At 74.5% G+C, this 25,327-nt stretch carries 27 protein-coding genes; 12 read left to right on the forward strand and 15 right to left on the reverse strand.

Features of this window, described 5'->3' with window-relative positions:
- Positions 1-10 precede the first annotated feature (10 nt).
- The 4 genes from sigJ to CG736_RS23860 form a co-directional block, all read right to left on the reverse strand.
- The gene (gene sigJ / locus CG736_RS23845) at positions 11-904 is read right to left on the reverse strand and encodes an RNA polymerase sigma factor SigJ (RefSeq protein WP_100588227.1); all 894 of its coding nucleotides are present in this window, start codon (positions 902-904) and stop codon (positions 11-13) included.
- Between the two features lie 79 nt (positions 905-983).
- A complete protein-coding gene (locus tag CG736_RS23850) occupies positions 984-1,586 on the reverse strand; it encodes a superoxide dismutase (protein WP_100588228.1) in 603 nt (200 codons plus the stop codon).
- A gap of 128 nt (positions 1,587-1,714) precedes the next feature.
- Positions 1,715-2,569 (reverse strand): siderophore-interacting protein, encoded by an 855-nt coding sequence (locus CG736_RS23855; RefSeq protein WP_100588229.1) that lies wholly within the window; start codon positions 2,567-2,569, stop codon positions 1,715-1,717.
- A gap of 22 nt (positions 2,570-2,591) precedes the next feature.
- On the reverse strand, positions 2,592-3,647 hold the full coding sequence (locus tag CG736_RS23860; protein WP_100588230.1) for an ABC transporter substrate-binding protein: 1,056 nt from the start codon (positions 3,645-3,647) through the stop codon (positions 2,592-2,594).
- 153 nt (positions 3,648-3,800) lie between these two features.
- Between CG736_RS23860 and CG736_RS23865 the strand changes: the two genes are divergently transcribed.
- From CG736_RS23865 to CG736_RS23875, 3 genes are all read left to right on the forward strand, one after another.
- Entirely contained in the window at positions 3,801-4,832 is a 1,032-nt protein-coding gene (locus tag CG736_RS23865) for an iron ABC transporter permease (RefSeq protein WP_100588231.1), read from the forward strand.
- Between the two features lie 31 nt (positions 4,833-4,863).
- Positions 4,864-5,889 carry an iron chelate uptake ABC transporter family permease subunit gene (locus tag CG736_RS23870; protein WP_100588232.1) on the forward strand — a complete coding sequence of 342 codons (1,026 nt, stop codon included), beginning with the start codon at positions 4,864-4,866 and terminating at the stop codon, positions 5,887-5,889.
- Between the two features lie 126 nt (positions 5,890-6,015).
- Positions 6,016-6,828 (forward strand): ABC transporter ATP-binding protein, encoded by an 813-nt coding sequence (locus CG736_RS23875; protein ID WP_100588233.1) that lies wholly within the window; start codon positions 6,016-6,018, stop codon positions 6,826-6,828.
- 3 nt (positions 6,829-6,831) lie between these two features.
- On the opposite strand, the gene CG736_RS23880 is transcribed toward CG736_RS23875, so the two are convergent.
- A complete protein-coding gene (locus CG736_RS23880) occupies positions 6,832-8,376 on the reverse strand; it encodes an ATP-dependent DNA ligase (protein WP_100588234.1) in 1,545 nt (514 codons plus the stop codon).
- A 109-nt stretch (positions 8,377-8,485) separates the two neighbouring features.
- On the opposite strand from CG736_RS23880, the gene CG736_RS23885 reads away from it, so the two are divergent.
- Positions 8,486-8,713 (forward strand): hypothetical protein, encoded by a 228-nt coding sequence (locus tag CG736_RS23885; RefSeq protein WP_100588235.1) that lies wholly within the window; start codon positions 8,486-8,488, stop codon positions 8,711-8,713.
- A gap of 2 nt (positions 8,714-8,715) precedes the next feature.
- Here CG736_RS23885 and CG736_RS23890 read toward each other — a convergent pair whose 3' ends face one another.
- Complete coding sequence (locus tag CG736_RS23890; RefSeq protein WP_100588236.1) at positions 8,716-11,175, reverse strand: lysylphosphatidylglycerol synthase transmembrane domain-containing protein; 2,460 nt, start codon at positions 11,173-11,175, stop codon at positions 8,716-8,718.
- 210 nt (positions 11,176-11,385) lie between these two features.
- Here CG736_RS23890 and CG736_RS23895 point away from each other — a divergent pair, with 210 nt between their 5' ends.
- The gene (locus CG736_RS23895; RefSeq protein ID WP_100588237.1) at positions 11,386-11,664 is read left to right on the forward strand and encodes a hypothetical protein; all 279 of its coding nucleotides are present in this window, start codon (positions 11,386-11,388) and stop codon (positions 11,662-11,664) included.
- 60 nt (positions 11,665-11,724) lie between these two features.
- Positions 11,725-12,219 (forward strand): NUDIX hydrolase, encoded by a 495-nt coding sequence (locus CG736_RS23900; RefSeq protein WP_100588238.1) that lies wholly within the window; start codon positions 11,725-11,727, stop codon positions 12,217-12,219.
- 77 nt (positions 12,220-12,296) lie between these two features.
- Here the strand turns inward: CG736_RS23900 and CG736_RS23905 are convergent, their stop codons facing one another.
- From CG736_RS23905 to CG736_RS23915, 3 genes are all read right to left on the reverse strand, one after another.
- Entirely contained in the window at positions 12,297-12,992 is a 696-nt protein-coding gene (locus CG736_RS23905; protein ID WP_100588239.1) for a class I SAM-dependent methyltransferase, read from the reverse strand.
- 53 nt (positions 12,993-13,045) lie between these two features.
- Positions 13,046-13,783 carry a tyrosine-protein phosphatase gene (locus CG736_RS23910; RefSeq protein ID WP_100588240.1) on the reverse strand — a complete coding sequence of 246 codons (738 nt, stop codon included), beginning with the start codon at positions 13,781-13,783 and terminating at the stop codon, positions 13,046-13,048.
- 62 nt (positions 13,784-13,845) lie between these two features.
- Entirely contained in the window at positions 13,846-14,535 is a 690-nt protein-coding gene (locus tag CG736_RS23915) for a hypothetical protein (protein ID WP_100588241.1), read from the reverse strand.
- Between the two features lie 304 nt (positions 14,536-14,839).
- On the opposite strand from CG736_RS23915, the gene CG736_RS23920 reads away from it, so the two are divergent.
- The 4 genes from CG736_RS23920 to CG736_RS38685 all read left to right on the forward strand — a co-directional run bounded on the left by CG736_RS23920 (position 14,840) and on the right by CG736_RS38685 (position 18,510).
- Complete coding sequence (locus CG736_RS23920) at positions 14,840-15,574, forward strand: RNA polymerase sigma factor (RefSeq protein ID WP_100588242.1); 735 nt, start codon at positions 14,840-14,842, stop codon at positions 15,572-15,574.
- Positions 15,571-16,455, forward strand: coding sequence for a hypothetical protein (locus CG736_RS36430; RefSeq protein ID WP_157815699.1), 885 nt, complete (start codon positions 15,571-15,573; stop codon positions 16,453-16,455). Before CG736_RS23920 ends, CG736_RS36430 begins: the two co-directional genes overlap by 4 nt.
- A gap of 329 nt (positions 16,456-16,784) precedes the next feature.
- The gene (locus tag CG736_RS36435; RefSeq protein ID WP_157815700.1) at positions 16,785-16,922 is read left to right on the forward strand and encodes a hypothetical protein; all 138 of its coding nucleotides are present in this window, start codon (positions 16,785-16,787) and stop codon (positions 16,920-16,922) included.
- Positions 16,923-16,983: 61 nt separating this feature from the next.
- On the forward strand, positions 16,984-18,510 hold the full coding sequence (locus tag CG736_RS38685; RefSeq protein ID WP_100588244.1) for a protein kinase: 1,527 nt from the start codon (positions 16,984-16,986) through the stop codon (positions 18,508-18,510).
- On the opposite strand, the gene CG736_RS23935 is transcribed toward CG736_RS38685, so the two are convergent.
- The 4 genes from CG736_RS23935 to CG736_RS23950 all read right to left on the reverse strand — a co-directional run bounded on the left by CG736_RS23935 (position 18,507) and on the right by CG736_RS23950 (position 22,438).
- The gene (locus CG736_RS23935; RefSeq protein WP_232734132.1) at positions 18,507-19,010 is read right to left on the reverse strand and encodes a potassium channel family protein; all 504 of its coding nucleotides are present in this window, start codon (positions 19,008-19,010) and stop codon (positions 18,507-18,509) included. The two genes, CG736_RS38685 and CG736_RS23935, sit on opposite strands and share 4 nt — an antisense overlap.
- Positions 19,007-20,332, reverse strand: coding sequence for a hypothetical protein (locus CG736_RS23940; RefSeq protein WP_100588245.1), 1,326 nt, complete (start codon positions 20,330-20,332; stop codon positions 19,007-19,009). Before CG736_RS23940 ends, CG736_RS23935 begins: the two co-directional genes overlap by 4 nt.
- Before the next feature lie 155 nt (positions 20,333-20,487).
- Positions 20,488-20,763 carry a Sec-independent protein translocase subunit TatA gene (gene tatA, locus CG736_RS23945; RefSeq protein ID WP_043914968.1) on the reverse strand — a complete coding sequence of 92 codons (276 nt, stop codon included), beginning with the start codon at positions 20,761-20,763 and terminating at the stop codon, positions 20,488-20,490.
- 142 nt (positions 20,764-20,905) lie between these two features.
- A complete protein-coding gene (locus CG736_RS23950) occupies positions 20,906-22,438 on the reverse strand; it encodes an MFS transporter (RefSeq protein WP_100588246.1) in 1,533 nt (510 codons plus the stop codon).
- 109 nt (positions 22,439-22,547) lie between these two features.
- On the opposite strand from CG736_RS23950, the gene CG736_RS23955 reads away from it, so the two are divergent.
- Positions 22,548-23,129: a TetR/AcrR family transcriptional regulator gene (locus tag CG736_RS23955; protein WP_100588247.1), complete on the forward strand. Its 582-nt coding sequence runs from the start codon at positions 22,548-22,550 to the stop codon at positions 23,127-23,129.
- Between the two features lie 7 nt (positions 23,130-23,136).
- On the opposite strand, the gene CG736_RS23960 is transcribed toward CG736_RS23955, so the two are convergent.
- Entirely contained in the window at positions 23,137-23,472 is a 336-nt protein-coding gene (locus CG736_RS23960) for a cupin (RefSeq protein WP_100588248.1), read from the reverse strand.
- A gap of 143 nt (positions 23,473-23,615) precedes the next feature.
- Here CG736_RS23960 and CG736_RS23965 point away from each other — a divergent pair, with 143 nt between their 5' ends.
- Entirely contained in the window at positions 23,616-23,873 is a 258-nt protein-coding gene (locus CG736_RS23965; RefSeq protein WP_100588249.1) for a hypothetical protein, read from the forward strand.
- Between the two features lie 65 nt (positions 23,874-23,938).
- Here the strand turns inward: CG736_RS23965 and CG736_RS23970 are convergent, their stop codons facing one another.
- Positions 23,939-25,096 carry an acyl-CoA dehydrogenase family protein gene (locus tag CG736_RS23970; protein ID WP_100588250.1) on the reverse strand — a complete coding sequence of 386 codons (1,158 nt, stop codon included), beginning with the start codon at positions 25,094-25,096 and terminating at the stop codon, positions 23,939-23,941.
- Between the last annotated feature and the right edge of the window lie 231 nt (positions 25,097-25,327).

The following is a 25,327-nucleotide window of genomic DNA, read 5'->3' on the forward strand; positions in this document are numbered from 1 at the left end:
AACCGGGCGGTCAGGCGTTCTGTGACAGCGGGCGGTGGTGGGCCGCGAAGTGGGCGAGCTTGTCGGGGTTGCGCAGGATCCGGACGGCGGTGACGCCGCCCGGTCCGATGTCGACGGACCCGACCGAGGTGAGCCGGTCGCCCTCCCAACCCAGCACCGCCGGAAGGCCGTTGGCCTCGGCGAACTCCAGCCGGACGCCGCCGGTGAAGCGGGCGAACAGCCCGGCGAGGAAGCGGGCGGCGTTGTTCCGGCCGGTCACCGGGCGCATCGCGGAGCGGACCTTGCCGCCGCCGTCGGCCCACACCACGACCTGTTCGGCGAGGAGTGCTTCGAGCCGGTCCAGTGCGCCGTCGGCCGCGGCGGACAGGAAGCGTTGCAGCAGGGCGGCGTTCTGGGCCGGGTCGGGCGCGGGATGCGGGGCGTCCTCGCTCAGGTGCCGGTGGCCGCGGTGGTAGAGCTGGCGGGCGGCGGGCTCGGAGCAGTCCAGGACGCCGGCGATCTCGCGGTGGCTGTAGGCGAACGCGTCGCGCAGCACCACCGCGGCCCGCTCCGGCGGGGTGAGCCGTTCCATCAGGGTGAGGACCGCGAAGGACACGGCTTCGCGCTGCTCGGCGTGCTCCATCGGCCCGAGGGCGCCGCCACCGGTGGCGACCGGTTCGGGAAGCCAGCTGCCCGGATACTCCTCGCGCCGGGCCCGGGCGGAGGTGAGGCGGTTCAGGCAGAGGTTGGTGAGCACCTTGTTGAGCCACGGCCCGGGCGCCGCGACCTGTCCGGGCAGTGCGCCGTGCCAGCGCAGGTAGGCGTCCTGCACGGCGTCCTCGGCCTCCGCGGCGGAGCCGAGCATGCGGTACGCGAGTGAGAACAGCCGCGGCCGGTGGGTCTCGAACTCCTGTGCCGCGTCCATGACGCCCACGGTAGCGGGGCCGCACGGACGCCGGTGCCGGAGCCCGCCCCGCTGGCGGACCCCGGCGGAGGTGCGCCGGTCAGGCGGAAGTGGCCGCGCCGAAGCGGGTGGTGACGTCCTGCCAGTTGACGACGTCCCACAGGCGGGTGACGTAATCGGGGCGGACGTTCTTGTACTGGAGGTAGTACGCGTGCTCCCAGGCGTCGAAGGCGAGCAGCGGGACGGTGCCCTGGCCGACGTTGCCGTGGTGGTCGTAGACCTGCTCGACGATCAGGCGCTTGCCGAGCGGCTCCCAGGAGAGGATGCCCCAGCCGGAGCCCTGAACGCCGACGGTGGCGGTGGTGAGCTGCTGCTTGAACGCCTCGAAGCTGCCGAAGTGCTCGGTGATGGCGTCGGCGAGCGCGCCCTCCGGGCGGTCGCCGCCCTCGGGGGAGAGGTTCTGCCAGAACAGCGAGTGCAGGACGTGGCCGGACAGGTTGAAGGCGAGGGTCTTCTGCAGGCCGACCAGCGAGCCGAACTGCTCCTTGTCGCGGGCCTCGGCGAGCTGTTCCAGCGTCAGGTTGGCGCCGTTGACGTACGCCTGGTGGTGCTTGGAGTGGTGGAGCTCCAGGATTTCGGCGGACATCGCCCGCTCCAGGGCGGAGTAGTCGTAGGGCAGGTCAGGCAGCGTGTAGGCACCCATGGGTGAGCAGCCCCTCTCGGTCGACGGATGATCCGTTGCGAGGCTCACCCTATTGCAACTCTTTTGCAAGAGCGTCAGGAGGGCATTAAGGGCGGGTGTCGCCGCATGTCGCCGGTGGTCACGGCCCGTCAGGAGGTCTCGCCGTACGCCTCCTCGCGCAGCCGGTCCTCGGACGCGCCGCGCCGCCAGTAGCCGGCGAAGGACACCGCGCGCCGGTCCAGCCCGCGCTCGCGCACCAGGTGCCGACGCAGCGCCTTGACGGTCCCGGCCTCGCCGGCGATCCACGCGTACAAGGCGTCGGCGGGCAGCTCGGCCTCCCGGAGGGAGGTCAGCAGCCGGGACGGCGCGCCGGGTTCGCGGATCAGCCAGGTGATGTCCACCTGCTCGGCGTCGGACAGGTCCTGGATGTCGGCGGCATCCGGCACCTCGATCCACACCAGCGCGCGGGCGCCGGCCGGCAGCCACTCCAGGATGCCGCCGACCGCGGGCAGCGCCGTCTCGTCGGCCAGCAGCAGGACGGTGCGGGTGCCCTCGGGCGGGCGGAACCCCACCGAGCGGTTGTCGGCGACGGCCGGGCCGAGCAGCACCACCCGGTCGCCGGGCGCCGCCGCCGCGGCCCAGCGGGCCGCCGGGCCGGCCGGGGACGGGTCGTCCGGGTCGGTGCCGTGCAGCGCGAAGTCCACGTCCAGCTCCGGGGGTTCGGCGCGCCGGGCGCGCACGGTGTACGAGCGCATCACCGCCCGCTCGGACGCCGGCAGCGCCCGCCAGGCCGCGAACCAGCCCTCGCCGTCCCGGTGCGGGAGCAGCGGCTCGGGCTGCCCCGGGTGCGGCAGGAACAGCGAGCAGGACTGGTCGCGCCCGCCGCTCGCGAAGCCCGCCAGCGCCGCACCGCCGAAGGTGACCCGCAGCATGGTCGGGCCGAGTCGGCAGGTGCCCACCACCTGCGCGGGGAAGAACGCGAACTCCTGGGCCTGGCCGGTCATTCGACTGCCTTTCGGACGGGTCTCAGCTCAGCTTCCGGGACTTCTGGACCGCGGCGGTCAGCCGCTCCAGCAGCGGGGCGAACCCGGCGTACGAGAACCGCGGCACCGCGTCCCACGGGGTGATCTGCTCGGCCTTCACCGCCGGCAGTTGCCCCCAGGCGGGCTTGGCGGCCAGGTCCTTGGGCTGGAGGGCGGTGGAGCGCTGGTCGAGCAGCAGCAGGTCCGCCGCGTACTTGCCGGCGTTCTCCCAGCTCAGGCCCTCGTAGTAGTCGCCGCCGTCGGTCTTCTCCGGCTGCACGAACTCCACGCCCAGCTCGGCGAAGTGGATCAGGTCGCAGGAGACCTTCGGGTTGGAGACGTAGAACAGGTCGGCGCTGCCCGAGCAGGCCATCACCTTGATCCCGCCGGCCGCCTTGACGGCCTGGCGCAGTGCCTCGGAGGCCCGCTCGAAGCGCGCCTTGGCGTCGACCACCTTCGGCGCCGTCAGGTCCGCGCCCAGCGACTCGGCGAGCTCGGCGTAGTGCTCGATCGGCCGGCTGATCGACACCCGGCCGGTGGAGGTCAGCACCGCGGGGGCGAGCTGCAGGATCTTGTCCTTGGACTCGTCCGGCACGTACCAGTGGGCGTCCGGTTCGTACATGTGGGTCACCAGCAGCTCGGGGCGGAGCGCCGCGTACTTCTCGATGGAGAACTCGCCCCAGGCGTTGCCGATGATCTCGACCTGATCGATGTTCAGACTGCCGGCCTGCGGGTCGGGTTTGCCGTCGGCGGTCCTGGTCTCGCCGAAGACGCCGACCAGCTGCTTGTCCAGGCCGAAGTCGGCGAGGGCGGCGGCCGCGCCGGTGAAGGCCACCACCCGGGTGGGCGCGGACTTGGCGGTGACGGTCTTCCCGCGGTCGTCGGTGTAGCTCCACGGTCCCTTGCCGGCACCGGAGTTCGCGCCGCCCGAGGCCTGATCGGCGCCCTTGCCGGAATCCGTGCCGCCGGAGGATCCGCAGGCGGCGAGCACCGCGCCGAGGGCGGTCGCGCCACCGGCGGCGAGCAGGCCGCGACGGGTCGGGCGGAGGGGGAGCGGCATGGCGGTACCTCGGTTCGGAGCAGGGGGGTCGGCGCGGGGCGCGGGAGGGCCGACCGGGATCGGCAGGCGCTAGGTAGGTTAACCTAACCTAAGTTCCGGCGGGTCGGGCCTCCGAGGCCCGCGCCGGCAGTCCCCGACCGATCCGGAGCACCCTTGAGCACCACCCGCTCCCTCCCGACCCCCCGCACCGGCGCCGCCCGCCGCGGCCTCCCGCGCGCCCTCGGCCCGGCCGCCGCGCTGCTCGTCCTGCTCGCCGTCCTGCTGTTCAGCCTCGGCCTGGGCGCACGACAGTTGAGCCCCGCCGAGGTCTGGCACGGACTGACCGACCCGACCGCCCCCGGCTGGACCGTCGTGCACGAGATGCGCCTGCCGCGCACCCTGCTCGGCCTGCTCGCCGGCGCCGCGCTCGGCCTGGCCGGCGGCGTCATGCAGGCCCTCACCCGCAACCCGCTGGCCGACCCCGGACTGCTCGGCATCAACGCCGGGGCCTCCGCCGCGGTCGCCACCGCCGTCGCCTTCCTCGGCGTCAACTCCTTCACCGGCTGGGTCTGGTGGGCACTGGCCGGCGCGGCCGCCGTCTCGGCACTGGTCTACGCCGTCGGCGGCGGACGCGCCGCCACCCCCGCCCGGCTCGCCCTGGCCGGCTCCGCGCTCAACGCCACCCTGTACTCGTACGTCAGCGCCGTGATGCTGCTGGACGCCGCCTCGCTCGACCGGATGCGCTTCTGGACGGTCGGCTCGCTCGCCAGTGCCCAACTGTCCACCGTGCTCGGGATGCTGCCGTTCGTCGCCGTCGGCGCGCTGCTCGCCCTGGGCCTCGCCCGCCCGCTGAACGCGCTCGCCCTCGGCGACGACGCGGCCCGCGCCCTCGGCGCCCGGCCCGGGGCGGTCCGGGCCGCCGCGATCCTCGCCGTCACCCTGCTCTGCGGCGCGGCCACCGCCGCCTGCGGGCCGATCGTCTTCGTCGGCCTGATGATCCCGCACCTGGTCCGCGCCCTCACCGGCCCCGACCTGCGCCGCCTGCTCCCGTACTGCGCGGTGCTCGCGCCCGTGCTGCTGCTCGGCGCCGACGTGCTCGGCCGGGTGCTGGGACGGCCCGGCGAACTCCAGGTCGGCATCGTCACGGCCGTCCTCGGCGGCCCGTTCTTCCTGTACTTCGCACGACGGGGGAGGGCCCGGGCATGACGGCGCGGACACGACGCGAGAGGCGGCCCGCATGAGGACGCTGCGAGTGGCCCGGTACTCCGTGCGGTACCGGCCCCGGGCGCTGGCCGCCTGCGGCGGGGCGCTGCTGGTGGCACTGGCGGCGGCGGTGTTCGCGCTCGGCCGCGGCGACTACCCGCTCGCCCCCGGCGAGGTGGTGCGCACGCTGCTCGGCGACGGCAGCCCCGCCGAGGACTTCATCGTCAACCAGCTGCGCCTGCCCCGGGTCGCCACCGCCCTGCTGGTCGGCGCGGCGCTGGCACTGGCCGGCGCGCTGTTCCAGACGCTGGTGCGCAACCCGCTCGGCAGCCCCGACATCCTCGGCTTCACCCAGGGCGCGTCCACCGGCGCGCTGGTGGTCGTGGTGGCGGGCGGCAGCAGCCGGGTGCTGGCCGGCGGGGCGGTGGCGGGCGGCCTGCTCACCGGCGCCGCGATCTACGCGCTGGCCCGGCGCGGCGGCCTCCAGGGCGCCCGGCTGGTGCTGGTCGGCATCGGCACCGCCGCGATCCTCACCGGCGTCAACGGCTACCTGCTGACCCGCGCCCAACTCATGGACGCCGCCCGCGCGGTGCTCTGGCTCACCGGCAGCCTCGACGGCCGCGGCTGGGACCAGGCCCGACCGCTGGCGATCGCCCTCGCCGTGCTGCTCCCGGTGGTGCTCATCGGCTGCGGTCCCGGGCTGCGCGCCCTCGAACTCGGCGACGACGCGGCCGCCGGCCTCGGGGTGCGCCCCGAACGCCTGCGCCTCGCGCTGCTCGGCGCGGCCGTCCTGCTCGCCGCCCTCGCCGCGGCCGCCGCCGGACCGGTCAACTTCGTCGCACTGACGGCCCCTCAACTCGCCCGCCGGCTCACCGGCGCCCCCGGCCCCAACCTGGCCGCCTCCGCCTGCACCGGCGCCGCCCTGCTGGTCACCGCCGACTTCGCCGCGCAGCACCTGTTCGCCGACCGCCAACTGCCGGTCGGCGTGGTGACCGGCGTCCTCGGCGGCGGCTACCTGCTCTGGCTGCTCGCCGGGCAGCGCCGGGCGGGCCGGTTGTGACCGGGTGCGGGAAAGCGCTTTCTCGGGGCGGCGGGCAAGCGCTTTCCCGCTGCTGTCGGGAAGCGCTTTCCCACCTGCCGCTGTCCGTCCCCCACTGCCCGCCCCCGTCCTGAACGGAGCCGCCCCATGGCCCAGCCCGAGTCCCGTCTCGCCGGTCGTGCGCTGACCCTCGCGTACGAGAAGCGCGTCATCGCGGAGGGCCTGAGCGTCGACATCCCCGACCACTCGTTCACCGTGGTGGTCGGGCCGAACGCCTGCGGCAAGTCCACCCTGCTGCGGGCGCTGGCGCGGACGCTGAAGCCGACGGCGGGCCAGGTGCTGCTGGACGGGCAGTCGATCGCCGCGCTGCCGGCCAAGCAGGTGGCGCGGACGCTCGGGCTGCTGCCGCAGTCGTCGGTCGCGCCGGACGGCATCACCGTGACCGAACTGGTCTCCCGCGGGCGGTACCCGCACCAGGGAGTGCTGCGCCAGTGGTCGGCGGAGGACGAGCGGGTGGTCGCGGAGGCGATGGCCGACACCGGGGTCGCGGACCTGGCGGAGCGGTCGGTGGACGAGCTGTCCGGCGGCCAGCGGCAGCGGGTGTGGATCGCCATGGCGCTGGCCCAGCAGACCCCGCTGCTGCTGCTCGACGAGCCCACCACCTACCTGGACATCGCGCACCAGATCGAGGTCCTCGACCTCTGCGCCCGCCTGCACCGCGAACAGGGCCGCACCCTGGTCGCCGTGCTGCACGACCTCAACCAGGCCGCCCGCTACGCCACCCACCTCATCGCTCTGCGCGACGGCCGGCTGGTCGCCGCCGGACCCCCGCGGGACGTGGTCACCGCCGAGCTGGTCGAGGAGGTGTTCCGCCTGCCGTGCCGGGTGATCCCCGACCCGGAGACCGGCACCCCGCTGGTCGTCCCGGCCGCCAACCGCCGGGCGGACGCCGGGAATTGAGGGTCATCGGAGCAGCGCCGCCACGGACTCCACGGTGTCGGCCTCGGCGGCGCCCTTGTCCTCCCGGTAGCGCAGCACCCGGGCGAAGCGCAGCGTCACCCCGTCCGGGTAGCGGCTGGAGCGCTGGACGCCGTCGAAGGCGATCTCCACCACCAGCTCGGGCCGCACCACCACGCCCCACCGCTCCTCGCGGACCGCCAGCTCCCGCAGCCGCGCCGTCTGCCACTCCAGCAGGCTGTCGGTGAGGCCCTTGAACGTCTTGCCGAGCATCGCGAACGTCCCGTCCGGCCGCCGGGCCCCCAGGTGCAGGTTGGACAGCCGCCCGGTGCGGCGGCCGTGCCCCCATTCGGCGGCCAGCACCACCAGGTCGAGGGTGTGGACGGGCTTCACCTTCAGCCAGGACGAGCCGCGCCGGCCCGCGCTGTACGGCGCGTCCAGCGACTTCACCACCACCCCTTCGTGCCGGTGCTCGTCGGTCGCCGCGCGGGTGAACTCGCGTGCCAGCCGCCGCTGTTCGGGATCGGACGGGTCGTCCACCCGGAGCTGCCGGACCCGGGCGGACTCCGGTGCCAGGGCGGCCAGTTCGGTGTGGCGTTCGGCGGCGGGGGCGTCCAGCAGATCCCGGTCGCCGGTCAGCAGCAGGTCGAAGAAGACGGCGGACAGCGGGAGTTCGCCGGTTCCGCCGGCCCCGCCGGTCTCGCCGTGCGAGCCGACCCGGCCGGAGGTCTGCTGGAACGGTCGCGGCAGTCCTCGCTCGTCCAGCGCCAGCACCTCGCCGTCCAGCACCAGCTTCCGCTGCGGCAACTCCCGTACCCGCGCCACCACTTCCGGAAGCCGGTCGGTGATCTCGGCGAGCGTGCGGGTGTAGACCCGCACCTCGTCGCCGTCCCGGTGCACCTGGATGCGGATGCCGTCCAGCTTCTCCTCGACCACGCACGGGCCGAGCCGGTCCAGGGCCTCGTCCACGTCCATCGCGCTCTGCGCCAGCATCGGCTGCACCGGGCGGCCGACGGTCAGCCGGAAGGCGTCCAGCGCGGCCGGGCCGTGGGTGATCAACTGTCCGGCCAGCGGGCCGAGTCCGCCCGACAGCATGAGTGCCCGCCGGACCGCGTCGGCCGGTGCGCCGACGGCTGCCGCCAGGCCCTCCACCGCCACCGCGTCCAACGCGCCCTGGCGCAGCTCGCCGGAGAGCAGGCCGAGCAGGAAGTGCTGCTCCTGCTCGGTGGCCAGTGCCATCAACTCGCCCACCTGGCGCTTGCGTTCATGCTGCGAACCGGGCCCGGTGAGGGCTGCGAGCGCGGACAGCCGGCGGTCCAGCTCCAGCACTCCGAGGGTCGCCCCGGCGGCGGGCGCGGGCCGCTCCCGCAGCGTCTGCCACCCCACCCCGACCTTCCGCTGCGGCAGCCGCCCGGCCAGGTACGCCACCACCACCGGCGCCTCCTCGGCCGAGACCCGTCCGAACAGCTCCGCCAGCACCCGCACCTTCTCGGACCGCGCCGCCGTCCCCGCCAGCCGCGCCGACGCCCCGGCCACCTCCGCCACCAGCATCCCGACCACCCTCCACCGCACCGGCCCCGTCCCCACCGTACGAGCCGGGACACGAGACCCGCCGCCCGAAAGGTGACCGTTCCGGACGGTTCCGCCGGATACTGGCGGTATGCGCCTGAATGCGGAGAACCCTGAGTACCCCGAGGACGACGACGAGTCGACGCCGACCGTGTTGGAGGGTGTCGAGGAGGAGCGGGAGGCGGTGGAGCCGGAGGTGGACGACCTGGAGGTGTTGCGGCGGCAGCGCGAGCTGGGGGCGGCGCCGGCGGACGAGGGGGACGCGGTGGAGCAGATCCGGGAGGTCGGGGTGGGGGACGAGGACCACCGGGCGGACTGAGATCAGATCGCCCGGCGGCGCTTCAGCCAGCTGAACGCGGCCCAGCCGGGCAGCACCGGCAGCATGAAGGTGAGCAGCCGGAACAGCACCACCGCAGCGAACGCGGTGCCGTAGTCGGTGCCTGCGGTCGCCTTCAGCATGCCTGCGGTCAGGCCCTCCACGCCGCCCACGCCGCCCGGCGTCGGCACCACGTTACCCGCCGCGTTGCCGGCCAGGAAGCTCACCGCGACGGCGTTGAACCCCGGGTGCACGCCGACCGCGCGGGTGCAGCAGTACAGGCAGACCACGAAGCACATCGACACCAGCAGCTGGCCGGTCACGCCGGTGGCGAGCCTGCCAGGTTGCTGAGCCAGGTCGAGCAGGCGCGGCAGCACCTCGGCGCGCAGCGGCCGCAGCAGGGTCTGGGCGCGCCGCCGCAGTGACGGGACGGAGGCGATGGACCCGGCGACGACTGCGACGGCCGCTCCGGCCAGCCACAGCAGCCAGCCACCGGGCAGCGAGGAGGACTCGTTGCCGGGCAGGGTGCCGTCCGAGCCGACCAGGGCGGTGAACACGGCGAGCTGCAGCATGTGCAGCACCAGCCCGAACAGCTGGCTGACGCCGATGCTGGACATCGCTTGCGCGGTGGGGATGCCCGCGCACTGCAGGTAGCGGGTGTTCAGGGCGAGGCCGCCGACGCCGCCGGGTCCGGCCACCTTGACGAAGGAGCCGGCCACCTGGGCGGCCAGCGTGGAGCGGAACGACAGCTTCTCGGGGACGAAGCCGCTGAACGCGAAGGTCGCGACGGGGTAACTGGCCGCGGCCCAGAACATCGCGCCGGCCAGCCACAGCGGGTCGGCATCGGAGACCACCACCACCGGGTTGACGGCGCCGCTGAACAGGAACTGGAGCAGCGTGATCCCGGCCACGATCCCGGCGATCACGGTGATCAAGGTGCGCGGACGCAGCCGCTCCAGCCGGACGGGTTCGGTGGCGGCCTGCGGCATCTGCCGCTGCACCTCGGCGCGCAGTTCGCAGGCCAGCTTCTTGTGGCGGGCCAGCGCGGCACGGGTGTCGCGGGCCAGCGCGATCGGCTGCAGCAGCGGCAGCGCCGCGCCGACCGGGCCCTGCCCGAGCACCTCGATCGCGGCCCGCACCGCCCGTTCGGGCCCGGCGTGGACGGCGAGGACGGCGAGCATCCCGGCGACGTCCAGCCGCAGCAGCAGGTCGCCGGCCGCGATCTCGCCGCGGGCCAGCCCGACCAGGTGGACCCGGCCCTCCGCGTCCAGCAGCACGGTCTGCGGGGAGAGCGAGCGGTGCGCGATCCGGCGGCGTTGCAGCAGCGCCAGCTGCTGCCAGGCGTCGCGGAGTTCCGCGTCGGTCGGCGTGATCTCGGGGACGCCGTCGGGCTCCGCAGAGTCGGTCGGCGGGGTGCACTCGGCGAAGAGCTCGGCGAACGGCCGGGCGTCGATCCGGTGGTAGGCGACCAGCGCGGCGTCCGGGCTCAGCTCGACGGCGGCGACGGGCGTCCGGGTGCGCGCGCCCGCGGCCGTGGCGGCGTGGCCCAGCAGGGTCTGGTGCTCCAGCCCGGCGCGCAGCGGGCGCAGGCCGAGCGGGCGGGGCGCGGTGCGCAGCCGCAGCGCCAGCCACAGGTGGCCGAGCAGCCCGCTGGCCTGGACGTGCCGGTCGAGCAGGTGGACGTCCAGGTCGGGGCGGCCGTCGCGCTGGGTGACCAGGTAGCGGCTCGACCCGACCGCGAGCACCGCGTCGGGGCGCACCCCGCAGGCGGCCAGCGCGGCGCCGATCTGGCCCTCGGTGGGCGTGCCGACGGGCTCGCCGACGGCGTACCGGGTGGCGTGCGCGGTGGTCCAGCCGAGCAGCAGCGACAGCACCAGCGACAGCGGGGTGGCGTACCCGGTGATCAGCCCCGACAGGCCGGACAGCGTCAGCGTGACCGCCAGCGCACTGCGCCAGCGGCGCATGCCGGCCGTGCCGATCGCGGTCATGAACGCCACCACCGGCGCGAGGTGCCCGTACACCGGGTCGGTCCGGCCGGCGCCGCCGGGCAGCGCGTGGGTGAGCGTGGTCAGGTCGCCGGCCAGCAGGTCCAGGCCGAGCGAGAGGCCGTACGCGAGGACGGCGGCGAGGACGCCGTCGGCGACCCGGCGGCCGTCGGCGCGCAGCAGCCGGTCGACGGCGTAGCCCAGCGGCACCAGCAGCAGTGCGCCGCCGCAGAGCGCCGCCGCGAGCTGGACGGGCGGCCAGGGCAGCAGATCGGCGAAGCGCGACACGTCGGTGTCCAGGCCCAGCGCGGAGGAGCGGGCGTAGCCCGCCAGCAGCAGCACCAGGGCGATCCAGCACAGTCCGGAGAGCAGGCGGATGAGGGCGGCCGGGTGCCGGACCCGGTCCGCGAGCCCGCTGCGCGGGGCGGATGGTGCGGTGCGCTGTTTCTTGGATTCGTCGGCTTGTATCACCGTGGCCACGCGGCATGGTCCCACACCGCGAGGGTCCTGAGCTGGCCTTTCGGTAAAGGGAGTTCGAGGCGTTGTCATGGATACGGGCTGATAATGGGCATATCGGGCCGATTGGGTCGGAGACGGCCGAGAAGGTCCGACGGAGGCCGAGGAAGGTTCCAGGAAGGTCTTGGGAAGGCCGAGGAAGGCCTGAGGAAGGCTGTGGAAGGGAGGTCGGCGATGACCAAGCGATCGACCGACACGACGAGCAGGCTCCGCAGGGGCAGCGAGCAGGTGCTGGAGCACCGCACCATGGAAGCCGATCCGGCGCCCCTCGCGCCGCAGCTGCACACGGACACCGCGCGTGCCGCCGACACCGGCGGCTACCCCGGCGACGTCGAGTTCAGCCACGGCGGACGCCGGACACCGGAGGCGGCCGGCCCGGCCGACGGGCCCGCCGCCCACACCGAACTGCCCGGGCACCGGCACCGCGGCGCGGAACGGCATTCGGAGCACTGAACCCCCGGCGGGGGTGAGAGAGTTGGCGCCGCAAGCTGCCACCCCCGCCGAAGGAGTCCCATGGCCGACGCCCCCGAGTTCGCCTCCCGCGAGGACTGGCTGAACTCCCTGCACCGCGTGTTCGCCGCCGCGGGCTGCCTGATCACCGACCCCGAGGGGCGCGTCCTCGTCGTCAAGGCCGGCTACCGGGACAACTGGCAGTTCGTCGGCGGCACCGTCGACCTCGGCGAGAACGCGCAGCAGTGCGCCACTCGCGAGCTCCACGAGGAGACCGGGCTGCACCGCGAGGCGGGCGACCTGCTGGTCGTCGCCTGGACCCACCCCAGCGGCGAACTCGGCCATCCGGCCTGCCACTTCCTGTTCGACCTGGGCGTCTTCCCGGCCGAGACCCCGATCGTCCTGCCGGAGGGCGAGCTCGACGCGTACCGGTGGGCGACCGTCCCCGAGGCGCTGGCCCTGCTCGGACCGGCCCGGGCACTCCGCCTCGAAGCGGGACTCGCTGCGCGGGCGGACGGGCGGGCGCGGGTGGTGACGGCGCCGAACTCCGGCTTCTGACCCGAGCAGGCGGGCGGGAAGGCGCCCCGGCTTTCGCGCCCGCCTGCGTCTCGCGCTCCCCCGGGGCCGGACAGGCCCTAAGCCTTGCGCCAGACGTACGCCGCCGAGACCGGTCGGCCGTGGTGGCGGGACCACTTGGGCTTGAGGGCGATCCACTCGTCGCCGACGGTCTGTTCGCGCATTTCGGCGAGTTGCCAGTTCGCGGCGAGGCCGGCGGTGAGGTGGTCGCTGACCAGGTGGACGTGGGTGGTGATGGCGACGGGGCCGTCGGGGCCGTCGTAGTGGGTGGGCATGCCGGCGGACATGATGAAGGCGGGGTGGAGACCGACCAGGACGAAGAGGCCGCCGGGGCGGACCAGGCGGTGGGCCTCGCGGTAGAGCGGGGCGAGGTCGGCGAGGTGCTCGTCGACGAGGGAGCAGGCGGCGAGGTCGTACGCGGCGGCGGGCAGTCCGGTGGCGGCGAGGTCGGCCTCGGTGAGGCTGCGGTGGGCGCCGCGGTCGCGGGCGCGGTGCAGCATCTCGGGGGTGAGGTCGACGCCGTCGATCGCGCCGACGCCGCGGTCGCGCAGCCAGGCGCCGGTGCGGCCGGTGCCGCAGCCGAGGTCGACGGCGGTGCGGGCGTCGGGCCAGACGGGGACGGTGAGTCGGGCGAGGACGTCGACGTCCATCGCGTCCTGGACGGTCTGCTCGTAGCTGTCGACCCAGCCGGCGTAGCCGGTGCGGACGTCGACGGTCGGGTAGCCGCGGGTGTCGAACAGGGCGAAATCCACCATGCGGCGCAGTATGGTTCGCGCCCGGCGGCGGGCGCGAACCATTTAACGGGTCGTCAGCTCGCCCGGAGCAGCCGGGCCCGGACGGCGGCGACGTCCGCGGCGGGCAGCCACTGCGGGGCGTCGAATTCGGCGAGCACCGCGTGCAGCGCGCCCTCGGCGGTGGTGCCGGCGTCGGTGAGGACGCGGGCGATGCCGGCTTCCTCGTCGGGGCGGTCGAGCAGGGTCCACAGCGGGCGCAGGTTCGGCGCGGACTGCAGGTAGTCCTCGGTGATCGCGGCGGGTTCGACCCCGGCGAGGGCGAGCAGGACGAGCGCGGCCAGGCCGGTGCGGTCGCGGCCGGCGCCGCAGTGCACGACGATCGCGCCGTCCCGGGCGTGGGCGACGGCGGCGACCAGTCGGGAGACGGCGTCGCGGCAGTGGTCGAGGTAGGGGCGGAAGGACAGCGGGGTGCCGTCGAGGGCGCCGAAACGGGCCCACCAGTCGGGGCCGGCCAGCGCGTCCAGCGGGACGCGGACCAGGTCGACGGTGTCGGGGATGGGCAGCAGCGGCCGGTACTCGACCTGGTCGCGCAGGTCGATGACGGTCCGCACGCCGTAGTGGAGCAGGGCGTTCTGGCCTTCGGCGGTGAGCCGGTCGAGGTTGTCGGCGCGGACGATCGCGCCGGTGCGGGTGCGCCGGCCGTCGCGGGTGGGCAGGCCGCCCAGGTCGCGGACGTTCAGGCAGCCGTCCCAGTCGAGCTGCCGCTGCTCGTGCGACAGTGCTGTGCCGGACGCGGTGGCGGTCCCCGTCATGTGCTTCCCCCCGGAGGTGCTGCTCAGTTCCGGCGCGTTGCTGTGCCGGTACTGACTGGGACTCAGTCCGCTCCGCCGTGGTTCCCGGCGGGGAACTCCCAGAGCGGGCGGCCGAGGGTGTCGAGCACCCGGACCAGCCCGAAGCGCCGGTCGCGGGCGGACAGGAAGCCGCGGGCGGCGCCGGCCAGGACCTGCTGGGCGGCCGGGTCGTGGCGGCTCCACGCGCCGTGCAACTCAAGGACGCCGTCGGCGAGTTCGGCGCGCTGGATGCGGGCGACGCCGGCGATCGCGAGGGCGTTGTTGACGCCGTCGAGGGCGGCGGGGAGCAGGTAGGGCCCGCGGTCGTCGGGACGCAGCCGGCGGCGCAGTTCGGGCAGCGCGTAGCCGCGGACGGCGGCCACCGAGTCCTCGACGGCGACCAGCCAGCGCGGGCCGGGTGCGACCTCCCACCAGACCTCGCCGCCGACCGGCATCACCTCGCCGATCGGGGCGTGCCAACGTTCAAGACCGGTACGGGTGTTGGCGTCCGGGCGGATGCTCCGCCGGTCCCACGCGGCCTTGTCGGTGACGGACAGGTCGACGGTGTAGCGCACCCGCCCGTCCGTGTGCACCGCCCGGACGCCGAGCACCGCCCACCGGTCGTCGTCGGGCAGCGAGAACGAGTGCCGCCAGCCCCGGAAGCCGAGGGCGCGCAGGGCGGGCGCGAAGTGCTCGCGGATTCCCGTCGTGTACAGCTCCTGGGCGGTGCTCATGGCGTCTCCCGGTGTCTTTCGTGGCGGTGCGGCGGCGGGCGGGCGGCCGCCGCGCTCCGGATCGGGACGGAATGTCCCTCTTTTGCACGATATGGCCTGAGGGTGGGGTGCGACCGCGGGCGAACGACAGCGCCCGACGGGACGAAGGTCGGGCCGGTCCGGGTCCTTGGTCCCGAAGCTGACGGCCCGTCGGCCTGCACCGCCCGCGCACCCGGCGGCACCCGGCCCCACACGGGGCCGCCACCGCTCCGTCACCGCCCGTGCCGCGCCCCGCGGCTGGGCCGGGGTACCCGGATGGCGCATCATGTGGCGGGTGCACAGTGCTGAACATCACGGGGCGGACGACGGCGCCCGGCGCGGCCGTCCGGACGCACCGGACCGCCCGGCGGGCCGACGGGCCGATCTCGCCGCGGCCGTCCGGGCCGCCCAGGACGGTGACGAGGAGGCGTTCCGGGTCCTGTTCCGGGCCGTCCAGCCCGGGCTGCTGCGCTACCTGCGGGTGCTGGTCGGCGGCAAGGCCGAGGACGCCGAGGACATCGCGTCCGAGGCGTGGCTGCAGATCGCCCGTGACCTGCCGGGATTCCGCGGCGACGCGGACGGCTTCCGCGGCTGGGCCGTGACCGTCGCCCGCAACCGGGCGATGGACCACCTGCGCCGGGTGCGCCGCCGCCCGGTCGCCGACCTGCCGGTGGAGTACCTGGCCGAGCTGGCCGCCGCCGAGGACACCGCGGGCCAGGCGATGGCCACCGTCGCGACCTCCGACGCGCTCGCGCTGATCGCCTCGCTGCCGCCCGACCAGGCCGAGGCGGTGCTGCTGCGGGTGGTGCTCGGGCTGGACGCGGAGAGCGCCGCGAAGGTGCTGGGCAAGCGGGCCGGCAGCGTCCGGATGGCCGCGCACCGGGGGCTGCGGCGGCTGGCCAGGACCCTTGACCAGACCGGGGGAGCGGCCGCCGGGGTACCCGGCCGGGCGGCCGGGAAAAAAACTTCCGCGCAAGGTGTGACACCGGCGCAGGTGCCGACGCTGAGGGATATGAGATGAGCACCAACCGATCCCGCCGGATCGATCGCACCACCGCGGAGCAGCTGCTCGGCGGTGCGACGGTCGACCCGGTGGCCGGTCAGGACCCCTCCGCCGGGCAGCAGCCCGCGCCGGGGCGGCCCGAGCTCGCCGCCCTGCTCGCCGCTGCCGCGGCGGCCGGGGCGACGGGCGACGGCCCGCTGCCCGGTGAAGAGGGAGCGATGGCCGCGTTCCGGCAGGCTCGTCGCCAGCCGGCCCCCAGTCAGCACCGGAGACGAAAGATGGCGGACACCGCGCTCGCGCGGGCCCTCAGCGCGAAGGCCATGGCCGTCGCGCTGGGCGTGACCGCCGTCGGCGGGGTCGCCGTCGCCGCCGGGACGGGCCGGCTGCCCGAGGTCCTGGGCGGTCCCGCCCCGGCCCCGCCGGTCGTCAAGGCCGCGCCCGCGTCGCCCTCGGGCACGCCCGACGCGCCCGCGACGGGCGCCGCCCCGCCGAGCCGCACCGCGAAGCCGTCCACCGCCGCCACCCGTCCGGGCGGGGCGTCCGGCCGGCCCTCCGACCCGCCGTCCACCCAGCCCGGGCAGCCGCCCGACCTGGCCGCGCTGTGCCGCGGTTTCGCGGCGCGGGTCTCGGCCGGCGTCAAGCCGAAGGAGGCCGCCGCCGATTCGGCGCTGGCCGACCTGCTGCGGGCGGCCGGCGCCCCGGAGCGGGTGACCGGGTACTGCGCGCAGCTCACCCGCGGCGACGCCCAGAGCGGCGGCCAGAACGGCGACGGCGAGGGCCGGGGCCGTCCGCAGGCCGGGTCGTCCGCGTCCAGCAGCGCCTCGCCGTCGGCGTCCTGGCCGGGGCGGCCGGGGCGCGGCAACCAGCAGTCCAGGGGCGGGGGCGACGACCAGGACTGACACCGACTCCGGTCGGACGGTGGGCACTCCCCCCGGGTCCACCGCCCGACCGGCCCCGACTCCGGGACGGCCGACGGGTTCCCCTGTGCCCGCCGGCCGGCCCGGACCGACCTCCGGACGGGCGCACGGCTCCCCCGGGCCCTGCCCGTCCGGACCCTGCTCCGGTCGGCCCATGGACTCCCCCGGGTCCGCGGCCGTCCGGAACCGCTCCGGACGGACGGCTGAACTCCCCCGGGTCCACCGTCCGTCCGGGGCCCACCCCGGCGTCCTGCCCGAAGAACTCTGGAGTCCCCGGTGACCGACCTGACGCACCGCCAGGCGAGCTGGCGATGAGCTTCCCGCGTACCTCGCCGCGCGTCGAACGCGCCGCCCGACGGGCCCGGCACGGCTCGCCGGGGACCGTCCGCGCCCTGCTGTCCGCAGCGCTGGCGGCCCTGCTCGCCGCCCTGCTGGTGCAGCGCCCGTAGGGGGCCGGTGCCGCGCCCGCTATGGTTCACGGGTGCCCGACCGAGGTGAGGGGAGTATCCGATGATCGGACGCGCGATGAACGGGCGTTACGAGCTCGGCGAGATACTCGGCGTCGGCGGAATGGCCACCGTCTACCGGGCCCTCGACCACCAGTTGGGCCGCCCGGTCGCGGTGAAGGTGCTCAACGGCGGTCTCGCCGACGACCCCCGGTTCGCCGAGCGGTTCGCCCGCGAGGCCCGGCTGGCCGCCCTGCTGTCGCACCCGCGGATCGTCACGGTCTTCGACTCCGGCCTCGACCAGGGCTCCCCGTACCTGGTGATGGAGCTGGTGCACGGCGACACCCTGGGCCGGCTGATCGCCGAACAGGGCGCCCTGCCGGTGGAGCGCGCCGTCGGCATCGCCGCCGCCGTCCTGGACGCGCTGTCCGCCGCGCACGCCCAGGGCCTGGTGCACCGCGACATCAAGCCCGGCAACATCATGATCACCCACGACGGCGGGGTGAAGGTGGTGGACTTCGGCATCGCCCGGGTCGGCTCCTCCTCCGGCCAGCAGCTCACCCAGGCCGCCTCGGTGGTCGGCACCGCCGCCTACCTCTCCCCGGAACAGGCCACCGCCGGGGAGGTCGACGCCCGCGCCGACCTGTACGCCGTCGGCTGCGTGCTGTTCGAAATGCTCACCGGCGCACCGCCGTTCACCGCCGACACCCCCGTCGCGATCGCCTTCAAGCACGTCACCGAGTACCCGGTGCCGCCCGCCGCCGTCCGCCCGGACGTGCCGCCCGCGCTGGACGCCGCGATCATGCGCCTGCTCGCCAAGCACCCCGCCGAGCGCCCCGCCGACGCGAACGCCGCCGCCGCCGAACTGCTCGCCGCCGTCCCGGCCGCCCCCGCCGACCGCACCGCCGCGCTGCTCGCCGCCGCCACCCAGGTGCTGCCGCCCGTCCCCGCGACCATGGCGCCGCCGCCCCCGCAGCAGCCGCCCTGGACCGAGCAGCACCGCACCTCGGTGCTCCCGCCGATGCCGATGCCGATGCCCGCCCGCCGGCAGGACGAGGAGCCCGCGCCCCGGCGCGGCCGCAACCCGCTGGTGTACGCGGGCGTCGGCGCCGCGGTGTTCGCCTGCGTGGCCGGCATCGCCGCGTTCTCGCTCAGCGGCGGCGGCGGCAACGACCCGGCCACGAACGCCCAGCCGGCGGCCGGTGCGCCGTCCGTCACGAGCAGCGGCAGCGCCCCCGCCGCCTCCCCGTCCCCCAGCGCCTCGGCCCGCCCCAGCTCCTCGCCGAAGCCGTCCGCCACCCCGAAGACCACTGTGGTCGCCCAGCTCGCCCAGCTGCGCGCCGACATCGCCCAGACCGCCTTCACCCGCGAGGGCGACCGCCAGGACGCCCTGACCAGCCTCCTCGACCAGGCCACCCAGGACGTCAACGACCACCGGGCCGACGACGCCGAGGGCGCCCTCAAGGACGCCCAGCGGCTGCTCCGCGACCTCCAGAAGCGCAAGGCCGTCGACCCTCCCACGCTGGGCAACTGGACGAACCGCCTGAACGCCGCGCTCGCCGCCGTGCACGCACAGGCCCAGCGGGACTAGCCCCCGCCGCGGGCCCGGCTGATCGTCCGGGTCCTCACCTGGCGGCTCAGCGCCGTCACACCCGTGGTCAGGAACACCACGGTGTACAGCACTTGGATCATCACCACGACCCGGGCCACCTGTCCGGACGGGTGGATGTCGCCGTAGCCGACGGTCGCCATGGTGATCACCGTGAAGTACAGCGCGTCGACCTTGGTGGTCAGGCCGACCAGTTCGCCCGGCTGCTTGGCCATCCCCAGGTACGCCGCGGAGAACACCACCAGCGCCCCGGACAGCAGCGTCAGGATCACCGGGACGGGCCGCCCCGGGTGGCCCAGCATCTGTCGCCGGGCCTCGCGCAGCAGGCCCGCCCCGACCAGCGTGAGGAGGGCGATGAAGGTCAGCCAGCTGACCAGCGGGTGGTGCGGCCCGAACCAGTCCAGCGGCACCACGAAGTAGGCCGTCAGCAGCAGCACCGGCCCGCCCAGCAGGGCGAGGTACATCCGGGCCAGTTCCTTCATGCCGGGTCGGCCTTCCCGTCACCGGAGGCGTCCGACGGTCCGTCGGCGATTCCCGACGGCTCGGCGGGCGGGGTGTCGAGGAACTCCAGCACCGCGAGGACGGCCAGCAGCACCACCGCGATCCAGAGCACCACCACCGCCGTCGGGTAGCCCCAGGTGAGCAGCACGATCGCGGCCACCACCACCGCGCCCCAGCCCAGCCAGGCCTTCCGCCGGTGCACGAAGCGGCCGACCGGGCCCAGCCGCATCCCGATCCGTTCGGCGGACCGCCGGACTGCGCCCAGGCCCGCCTGCCACAGCTGCCGCACCCAGCCGGCCCGCCGCCCGGACCCGGTCAGCCAGGCGGCCAGCGCGATCACGATGCCCAGCGCCAGCAGCATCCGGACCGCCGCCCGCAGGTAGCGCACCAGGGTGTCGTAGATCGCCGCCGCGGCGGCCTGGTCGACGTCGGTGGGCAGCTTGTCCAGGTAGAGCGCCCGGAACACGGTCAGCCCGATGCCCAGCAGGCCCGCCGCGACGGCCATCGCGAGCGCCGTGGTGACGGTGGCCCGGCGGTGCCGCACGGCCAGCAGGATGCCGCCGACGGCGCAGAGCACCGCCAGCACCGGCACCCAGAACCCGGCCAGGTCGAGCAGCCGCAGCCCGGTCTGCGCCTTCTTCACCGTGTCCGACTGCACCAGGACGAAGTCGGTGTGCACCTCGGGGATCTTCGCCGCCAGCCCCACCCCGTTGGCCACCAGCCGGTCCTTCACCTGGGCGATCACCGGCGCCAGGTCCAGGCTGACGGTGTCGCCCTTGACCTGCACCGCGCCGCCGCCCTGCCCGGTCAGCACGTTGGTGAACGCGGCGTGCGCGTTGCGCAGGATGCCCTCCCAGATGCCCGCGAACGCGTCCGACTGGACGACGTTCAGCACCTGGCTGTGGACGAAGCCGCTCAGCCCGTCGGTCAGCGCCGGCCCGATCTTGCCGAGCGCCGCGTTCAGGGCCGGCCGGTCGGTCGGGGCGACCTCGTTCAGCAGGTCGGAGATCGGCAGCTGCTGCATGATCGCGTCCGTCGCCCGGTTGGCGACCGCGCCCTGCACGGCCGGGTCGGACGCCAGCGGCGCCATCGTCGACACGAACCGACCGGTGTCGGTGACCTGCGCCCGGCTCCAGGAGGCGACCACGGCCAACGGGGTGAGCACCGCGGCCAGCACGATCAGCACGGCGGCGAAGAACGACCGGACCCGATGGCGCCGGCGGGCCGGCTCCTGGGACTCCAGGTCGGCGACCCGGGCGCGCAGTGCCTCGAGTTCGCGGTCGTCCGGGGATTCCGCCGTCATCGTTACCGTCCAGGTGAGCCGCCGTCAGGTGTCTACCAGCAGATACCAGGACGGGGCGGCCAGCCACTCGGGTGCGACGACGGAGCCCCGGACCGCGACGGGGCGGTCCGGGGCTCCGGAAGACCTGCGACGACGGCCCGGGGGCCGACGGGGTGTCAGGCCGTGGTCGACTTCGGCGTCTCGGTGGCCTTGGTGACCACGGTCGGCTCGACGGCCTGACGGGGCTGCTCGGCCTGCGAGGCGGCGGTGCCGTTCTGCGCCTCGGCGGCGGGGGCGTCGTCCTCGCGCAGGGCCTTGGTCTCGGCCTTCAGGATGCGCATCGACTTGCCGAGGCCGCGGGCCATCTCGGGCAGCTTCTTCGAGCCGAACAGCAGGACCAGCACCACCACCATGATGGCGATGTGCCAGGGCTCAAGACCGTTACGGAACATCCCTGACCACCGGTCCTTTCGTGGAAGTTCTCGCTGTGACGTCTGGGCCGGGCGGGAAGCCCGACCCGGCCAGTATGCCTGGCCTTGTCGGCGAACGTATACACCCGTCGGCAAACAGCGGCCGAAATGCAGGTGATACGAGTCATGTGGTCTGTACCACCTGGGAGTTCTTTCCGGCGGGCCGCTGCACGGGGCGCAGGTGGCGCATCAGCAGGTGGGCGGCGAGGGCGGCGCCGAGCATCACCACGACTCCGACGACCGCGGCCAGGTGCATTCCGGCGGTGAAGGCGTCGCGCGCGGTGGAGAGCAGCTGCTCGGCGGTGTCGGCGGGCAGGTGGGCCGCGGTGGTGACGGCCCCGCCGAGGGTGTCGCGGGCGGCGTCGGGGGCGGAGCCGTCCATCCGGGACCGGTACACCGCGGCGCCGGCCGCGCCGAGCACCGCGATGCCGAGCGAGCTGCCGAGTTCCTGGGCGGTCTCGGAGGTGGCCCCGGCGGCGCCGGCCCGTTCGGCGGGGGCGGCGGAGAGCACCATCTCGCCGGTGATGGAGACGGTGCCGACCGCGCCGGCGGCGATGATCCCGGCGGCGGTGAGCGGCAGGGCCAGCGAGGAGTCGGGGACGACGAAGGCCATCGCGGCGAAGCCGGCGGCACTGGCCAGGAACCCGGCGGTGAGCAGGACCGCGGGCCGCACCCGGCCGGCCAGCGCGCCGAACCCGCCGACCGCCGCGCCGACGCCGACGCTGGGCAGCAGCGCCCAGAGCGAGGCGGCGAGCGGCCCGTAGCCCTTGACCAGCTGCAGGTACTGCGAGGTGAAGAGGGTGAAGCCCATCGTGGCGAACATCGCGATGGTGTTGACGGTGATCGCCCCGCTGTAGGTGCGGATCCGGAACAGCGACAGGTCGATCAGCGGGTGCGCGGCGGTGCGCAGCCGGACGGCGAGGCCGGCGCCGACCAGCAGGCCGGCGACCAGGACCAGCACGGGGCGGGTGCTCCAGCCGTCCACCGCGAGGGTCTTGATGCCGTAGACCACGGGCAGCACGGTGGCGACGGACAGGGCGGCGCCGAGCAGGTCGAAGCGGCCCCGCTGCGGGGCGCGGTACGCGGGCAGCAGGACCGGCGCGGCGGCCGTCACCAGCAGCATCACGGGGACGGCGATCAGGAAGGCCGAGCCCCACCAGAAGTGCTCCAGCAGCACGCCGCCGATCACCGGTCCGAGGGTGGCGCCGGCCATCATGACGCCGCTCCACGCGCCGATCGCGGCCTGCCGCTGCTTGGGGTCGGGGAACATGTTGCGCACCAGGGCCAGGGTGGAGGGCCCGAAGACCGCTCCGGCGACGCCCAGCAGGGCCCGGGCGGCGATCAGCTGGTTCGCCCCGTCCGCCCAGGCGGCCACCAGCGAGGCCGCGGCGAAGGCGGCGGTGCCGCCGATCAGCAGCCGGCGCCGGCCGATCCGGTCGCCCAGCGCGCCCATCGGGATCAGCAGCCCGGCCAGCAGGAACGAGTACATGTCCATGATCCACAGCTGCTGGGTGCCGCTGGGCCGCAGATCGGTGGCGATGAACGGGACGGCGAAGAACAGCACGCCCATGTCCGTGGCGAGGACGAGGGTCGGCAGCAGGAGGAGGGCGAGGCCCAGCCATTCGCGTCGGCCGGCGCGGCCGTGGTCGGTGGTCATGCCGAGGACTGTACGGACGTCTTGCACGACTGTCTAGTACAAACGTCTCAATCAATTGTTCCAGACGTTCGAGCAAGACAACCGTCTTGGACTGCCGTAGCATCGGCGCATGGGAAATCGCGAGGACCTGCTGGCCAGCGCCAAGCACTGCCTGTACGAGAAGGGCTACGGGCGCACCACCGCCCGGGACATCGCCAGCGGGGCGGGCGTCAGCCTGGCCGCGATCGGCTACCACTACGGCTCCAAGGACGCGCTGCTGATCCAGGCGCTGGTGGAGGCGATGGGGGAGTGGGGCGCCGCGGTCGGCACGGCGCTGGCCTCCTCGGCGGACATCGCCGACCCGAAGGAGCGGTTCGTCCGCTCCTGGGACGCCATGCGGGACAGCTTCGCCACGCACCGGGGGCTGTGGACGGTGCAGTTCGAGATCCTCGGGCAGCTGGAGAGCCTGCCGAGGCTGCGCGAGCAGCTGGCCGAGGCGCAGAAGCTGGGCCGGCTCGGCCTGGCCGCGCTGTTCCAGGGGAAGGCCGAGCACGAGGACACCCCCGACGAGCTCGCCAAGGGCGTGTTCTACCAGTCGCTGCTGCTCGGCCAGGCCGCGCACTGGCTGATCGACCCTGACGGGGTGCCCGGCGGCGAGGACTACCTGCGGGCGATGTCGCTGGTGTCCGGCGAGGTGCTCGGCCGGCCCTGAGGGCCGGTCAGGCGGTGACGGCGGTGAGCAGCACCACCGCGTCGGTGTGGGCGAGCAGGCCGTGCCGCTCCTGCGGGATCGAGTGCAGCTCGCCCGCCGACGCGTCCTGCTGCCGGCCGGCCACGGTCAGCGCGACCCGGCCGCGCAGCACCTGGAGGCTGGCCGCGACCGGGGCGTTGTGCTCGTCCAGCGCCGCCCCGGCGCGCAGCGCGATCACGGTCTGCCGCAGCACGCCGTCGTGCAGCAGCAGGTGCGCGCTGCGGCCGTGCGGGCTGGCGGCGGCCTTGGCGGCGTGCTCCTCGGCCAGCGCGTTCAGGTCGATCCGGGCCGGCTGCTCGGTCATCGCGTTCTCCTCCGTCTCTCCCCGCGGCCCCCGGGCCCGACCCTAGGCAGGCTTCCGGAGTGTCGCGCGCTGGGCCACGCGCAGGGGTCAACGCGGGGTCCGTTCGGCGTGCGGGGCCCGGGGAGCGGCCCGATGGTGGACCCATGGCGACCAATCAGAAATTCATCGGCGGTTTCCAGGTGAACCGCGGCATGCTCACCGTCGGCGTGGCCCTCACCGGGCTCGGCGCCGTCGTCGGACTGACCGGGACGGCCCTGGTCTGCGTCGCCCTGGCGAACGCGGGCCGGGGCTGGTTCCAGCAGTTGGAGACCCACCCGGCCGCGCTCGCGCAGCGCACCATGCACCAGGCGAAGGCCGCGTCGGCGGCCGGACTGGAGGCCTGGCGCAGCAGCGCGAACTGATCGCGGACGACGACGGAGGCGGGCGCCCGGACCGGGCGCCCGCCTCCGCGACGTGGTGGGTGCGCCTACAGGCCGAGCGACTTGGCGATGATGGTGCGCATGACCTCGCTGGTGCCGCCGTAGATCCGGAACACCCGGTTGTCGGTGTAGAGGCGGGCGATCGGGTACTCCAGGATGTAGCCGTAGCCGCCGTGCAGCTGGAGGCACTTGTCGATCACCTCGGAGGCCGACTCGGTGCAGAACAGCTTGGCCGCGGCGGCGTCCGCCACCGTCAGCTCGCCGTTCTGGTAGAGCTCCAGCGCCTGGTCGACCATGGCCTGCTGGGCGAGCACCTGGGCCTGGCAGTCGGCCAGCGAGAACTTGGTGTTCTGGAACTCGGCGACGGCCTTGCCGAACACCTTGCGGTCCTTGACGTACTGCACCGCGAACTGCACCGCGGCGGCCGCCGAGGCGTACGCGCCGACCGCGATCGCCAGGCGCTCCTGCACCAGGTTGTGGGTCAGGTAGGAGAACGCCTTCCCCTCCTCGCCGAGCAGGTTCTCCACCGGGACCTTCACGTCGGTGAAGGACAGCTCGGCGGTGTCCGAGGTGCGCAGGCCGATCTTCTGCAGCTTGCGGCCGACCGCGTAGCCCTCGGAGGCGGTGTCCACGCACAGGATGGACAGGCCGGCCCGGCGGTCCGCCGGGTCGTGGGGGGCGGTGCGGCAGACCACCAGGACCAGGTCGGCCAGCACGCCGCCGGTGATGAAGGTCTTGGCGCCGTTGAGCACGTAGTGGGTGCCGTCGGCGGACAGCTTCGCGGTGGTGGCGATGCCGGCCAGGTCGGAGCCCGCGCCCGGCTCGGTCATCGCGATCGCGGTCATGATGTCGCCCGAGACGAAGCCCGGCAGCCAGCGCTGCTTCTGCTCCTCGGTGGCGTACTCCATCAGGTACGGCAGCACCAGGCCGGTGTGCACGCCGGAGGAGCCGAAGGTGACGCCCGCGCGGGCGGTCTCCTCGTAGATCACGGCCTGGTACTTGAAGCCGGTCTCGCCCGCGCCGCCGTACTCCTCGGGGACCTCGATGCCGTGGACGCCGAGCTCGCCCAGCTTGCGGTAGAAGTCCCGCGGCGGGTGGCCGGCCTCCTCCCAGCTCTCGTAGACCGGGACGACCTCGTTCGCGATGAAGTCCCGGATGGTCTCCCGGAACGCCTCGTGGTCCTCGTTGTAGACGGTGCGGCGCACGGTGCGCTCCCTTCGGCGGCGGCTGGTCGCGCAGTCAAGTTAATCGCCGGTAGCTTGTGGTGTCCAGGGTCGGCGGCGGCCCGGACCTACCGCAAGTAATGCCGGGCGCGGGTGGTCTCCCTGCAAACTGGTCCGAATGTCGTACCGGTGCGGGCCGCCTGTTTCGCCGTGCCCGTAAATGGCCGGGGATTTCTGCCGGTCGGCGGGATCGTCGGTGATCACCCGCGCGTC

It is taken from the genome of Kitasatospora sp. CB02891 (assembly GCF_002803145.1).
Lineage (GTDB): Bacteria > Actinomycetota > Actinomycetes > Streptomycetales > Streptomycetaceae > Kitasatospora > Kitasatospora griseola.

What these genes read in the sequence shown, in the direction of transcription:
- CG736_RS23870 (WP_100588232.1), top strand. Translation starts at nt 4,864, where the DNA reads ATGAGGACGCTGCGAGTGGCCCGGTACTCCGTGCGGTACCGGCCCCGG.
- CG736_RS23935 (WP_232734132.1), bottom strand. Translation starts at nt 19,010, where the DNA reads ATGAAGGAACTGGCCCGGATGTACCTCGCCCTGCTGGGCGGGCCGGTG.
- CG736_RS23895 (WP_100588237.1), top strand. Translation starts at nt 11,386, where the DNA reads ATGACCAAGCGATCGACCGACACGACGAGCAGGCTCCGCAGGGGCAGC.
- CG736_RS23855 (WP_100588229.1), bottom strand. Translation starts at nt 2,569, where the DNA reads ATGACCGGCCAGGCCCAGGAGTTCGCGTTCTTCCCCGCGCAGGTGGTG.
- sigJ (WP_100588227.1), bottom strand. Translation starts at nt 904, where the DNA reads ATGGACGCGGCACAGGAGTTCGAGACCCACCGGCCGCGGCTGTTCTCA.
- CG736_RS23860 (WP_100588230.1), bottom strand. Translation starts at nt 3,647, where the DNA reads ATGCCGCTCCCCCTCCGCCCGACCCGTCGCGGCCTGCTCGCCGCCGGT.
- CG736_RS23880 (WP_100588234.1), bottom strand. Translation starts at nt 8,376, where the DNA reads ATGCTGGTGGCGGAGGTGGCCGGGGCGTCGGCGCGGCTGGCGGGGACG.
- CG736_RS23910 (WP_100588240.1), bottom strand. Translation starts at nt 13,783, where the DNA reads ATGACGGGGACCGCCACCGCGTCCGGCACAGCACTGTCGCACGAGCAG.
- CG736_RS23950 (WP_100588246.1), bottom strand. Translation starts at nt 22,438, where the DNA reads ATGACCACCGACCACGGCCGCGCCGGCCGACGCGAATGGCTGGGCCTC.
- CG736_RS23915 (WP_100588241.1), bottom strand. Translation starts at nt 14,535, where the DNA reads ATGAGCACCGCCCAGGAGCTGTACACGACGGGAATCCGCGAGCACTTC.
- CG736_RS23885 (WP_100588235.1), top strand. Translation starts at nt 8,486, where the DNA reads ATGCGCCTGAATGCGGAGAACCCTGAGTACCCCGAGGACGACGACGAG.
- CG736_RS23875 (WP_100588233.1), top strand. Translation starts at nt 6,016, where the DNA reads ATGGCCCAGCCCGAGTCCCGTCTCGCCGGTCGTGCGCTGACCCTCGCG.
- tatA (WP_043914968.1), bottom strand. Translation starts at nt 20,763, where the DNA reads ATGTTCCGTAACGGTCTTGAGCCCTGGCACATCGCCATCATGGTGGTG.
- CG736_RS23940 (WP_100588245.1), bottom strand. Translation starts at nt 20,332, where the DNA reads ATGACGGCGGAATCCCCGGACGACCGCGAACTCGAGGCACTGCGCGCC.
- CG736_RS23900 (WP_100588238.1), top strand. Translation starts at nt 11,725, where the DNA reads ATGGCCGACGCCCCCGAGTTCGCCTCCCGCGAGGACTGGCTGAACTCC.
- CG736_RS23960 (WP_100588248.1), bottom strand. Translation starts at nt 23,472, where the DNA reads ATGACCGAGCAGCCGGCCCGGATCGACCTGAACGCGCTGGCCGAGGAG.
- CG736_RS36430 (WP_157815699.1), top strand. Translation starts at nt 15,571, where the DNA reads ATGAGCACCAACCGATCCCGCCGGATCGATCGCACCACCGCGGAGCAG.
- CG736_RS36435 (WP_157815700.1), top strand. Translation starts at nt 16,785, where the DNA reads ATGAGCTTCCCGCGTACCTCGCCGCGCGTCGAACGCGCCGCCCGACGG.
- CG736_RS23955 (WP_100588247.1), top strand. Translation starts at nt 22,548, where the DNA reads ATGGGAAATCGCGAGGACCTGCTGGCCAGCGCCAAGCACTGCCTGTAC.
- CG736_RS23965 (WP_100588249.1), top strand. Translation starts at nt 23,616, where the DNA reads ATGGCGACCAATCAGAAATTCATCGGCGGTTTCCAGGTGAACCGCGGC.
- CG736_RS23905 (WP_100588239.1), bottom strand. Translation starts at nt 12,992, where the DNA reads ATGGTGGATTTCGCCCTGTTCGACACCCGCGGCTACCCGACCGTCGAC.
- CG736_RS23920 (WP_100588242.1), top strand. Translation starts at nt 14,840, where the DNA reads ATGTGGCGGGTGCACAGTGCTGAACATCACGGGGCGGACGACGGCGCC.
- CG736_RS23850 (WP_100588228.1), bottom strand. Translation starts at nt 1,586, where the DNA reads ATGGGTGCCTACACGCTGCCTGACCTGCCCTACGACTACTCCGCCCTG.
- CG736_RS38685 (WP_100588244.1), top strand. Translation starts at nt 16,984, where the DNA reads ATGATCGGACGCGCGATGAACGGGCGTTACGAGCTCGGCGAGATACTC.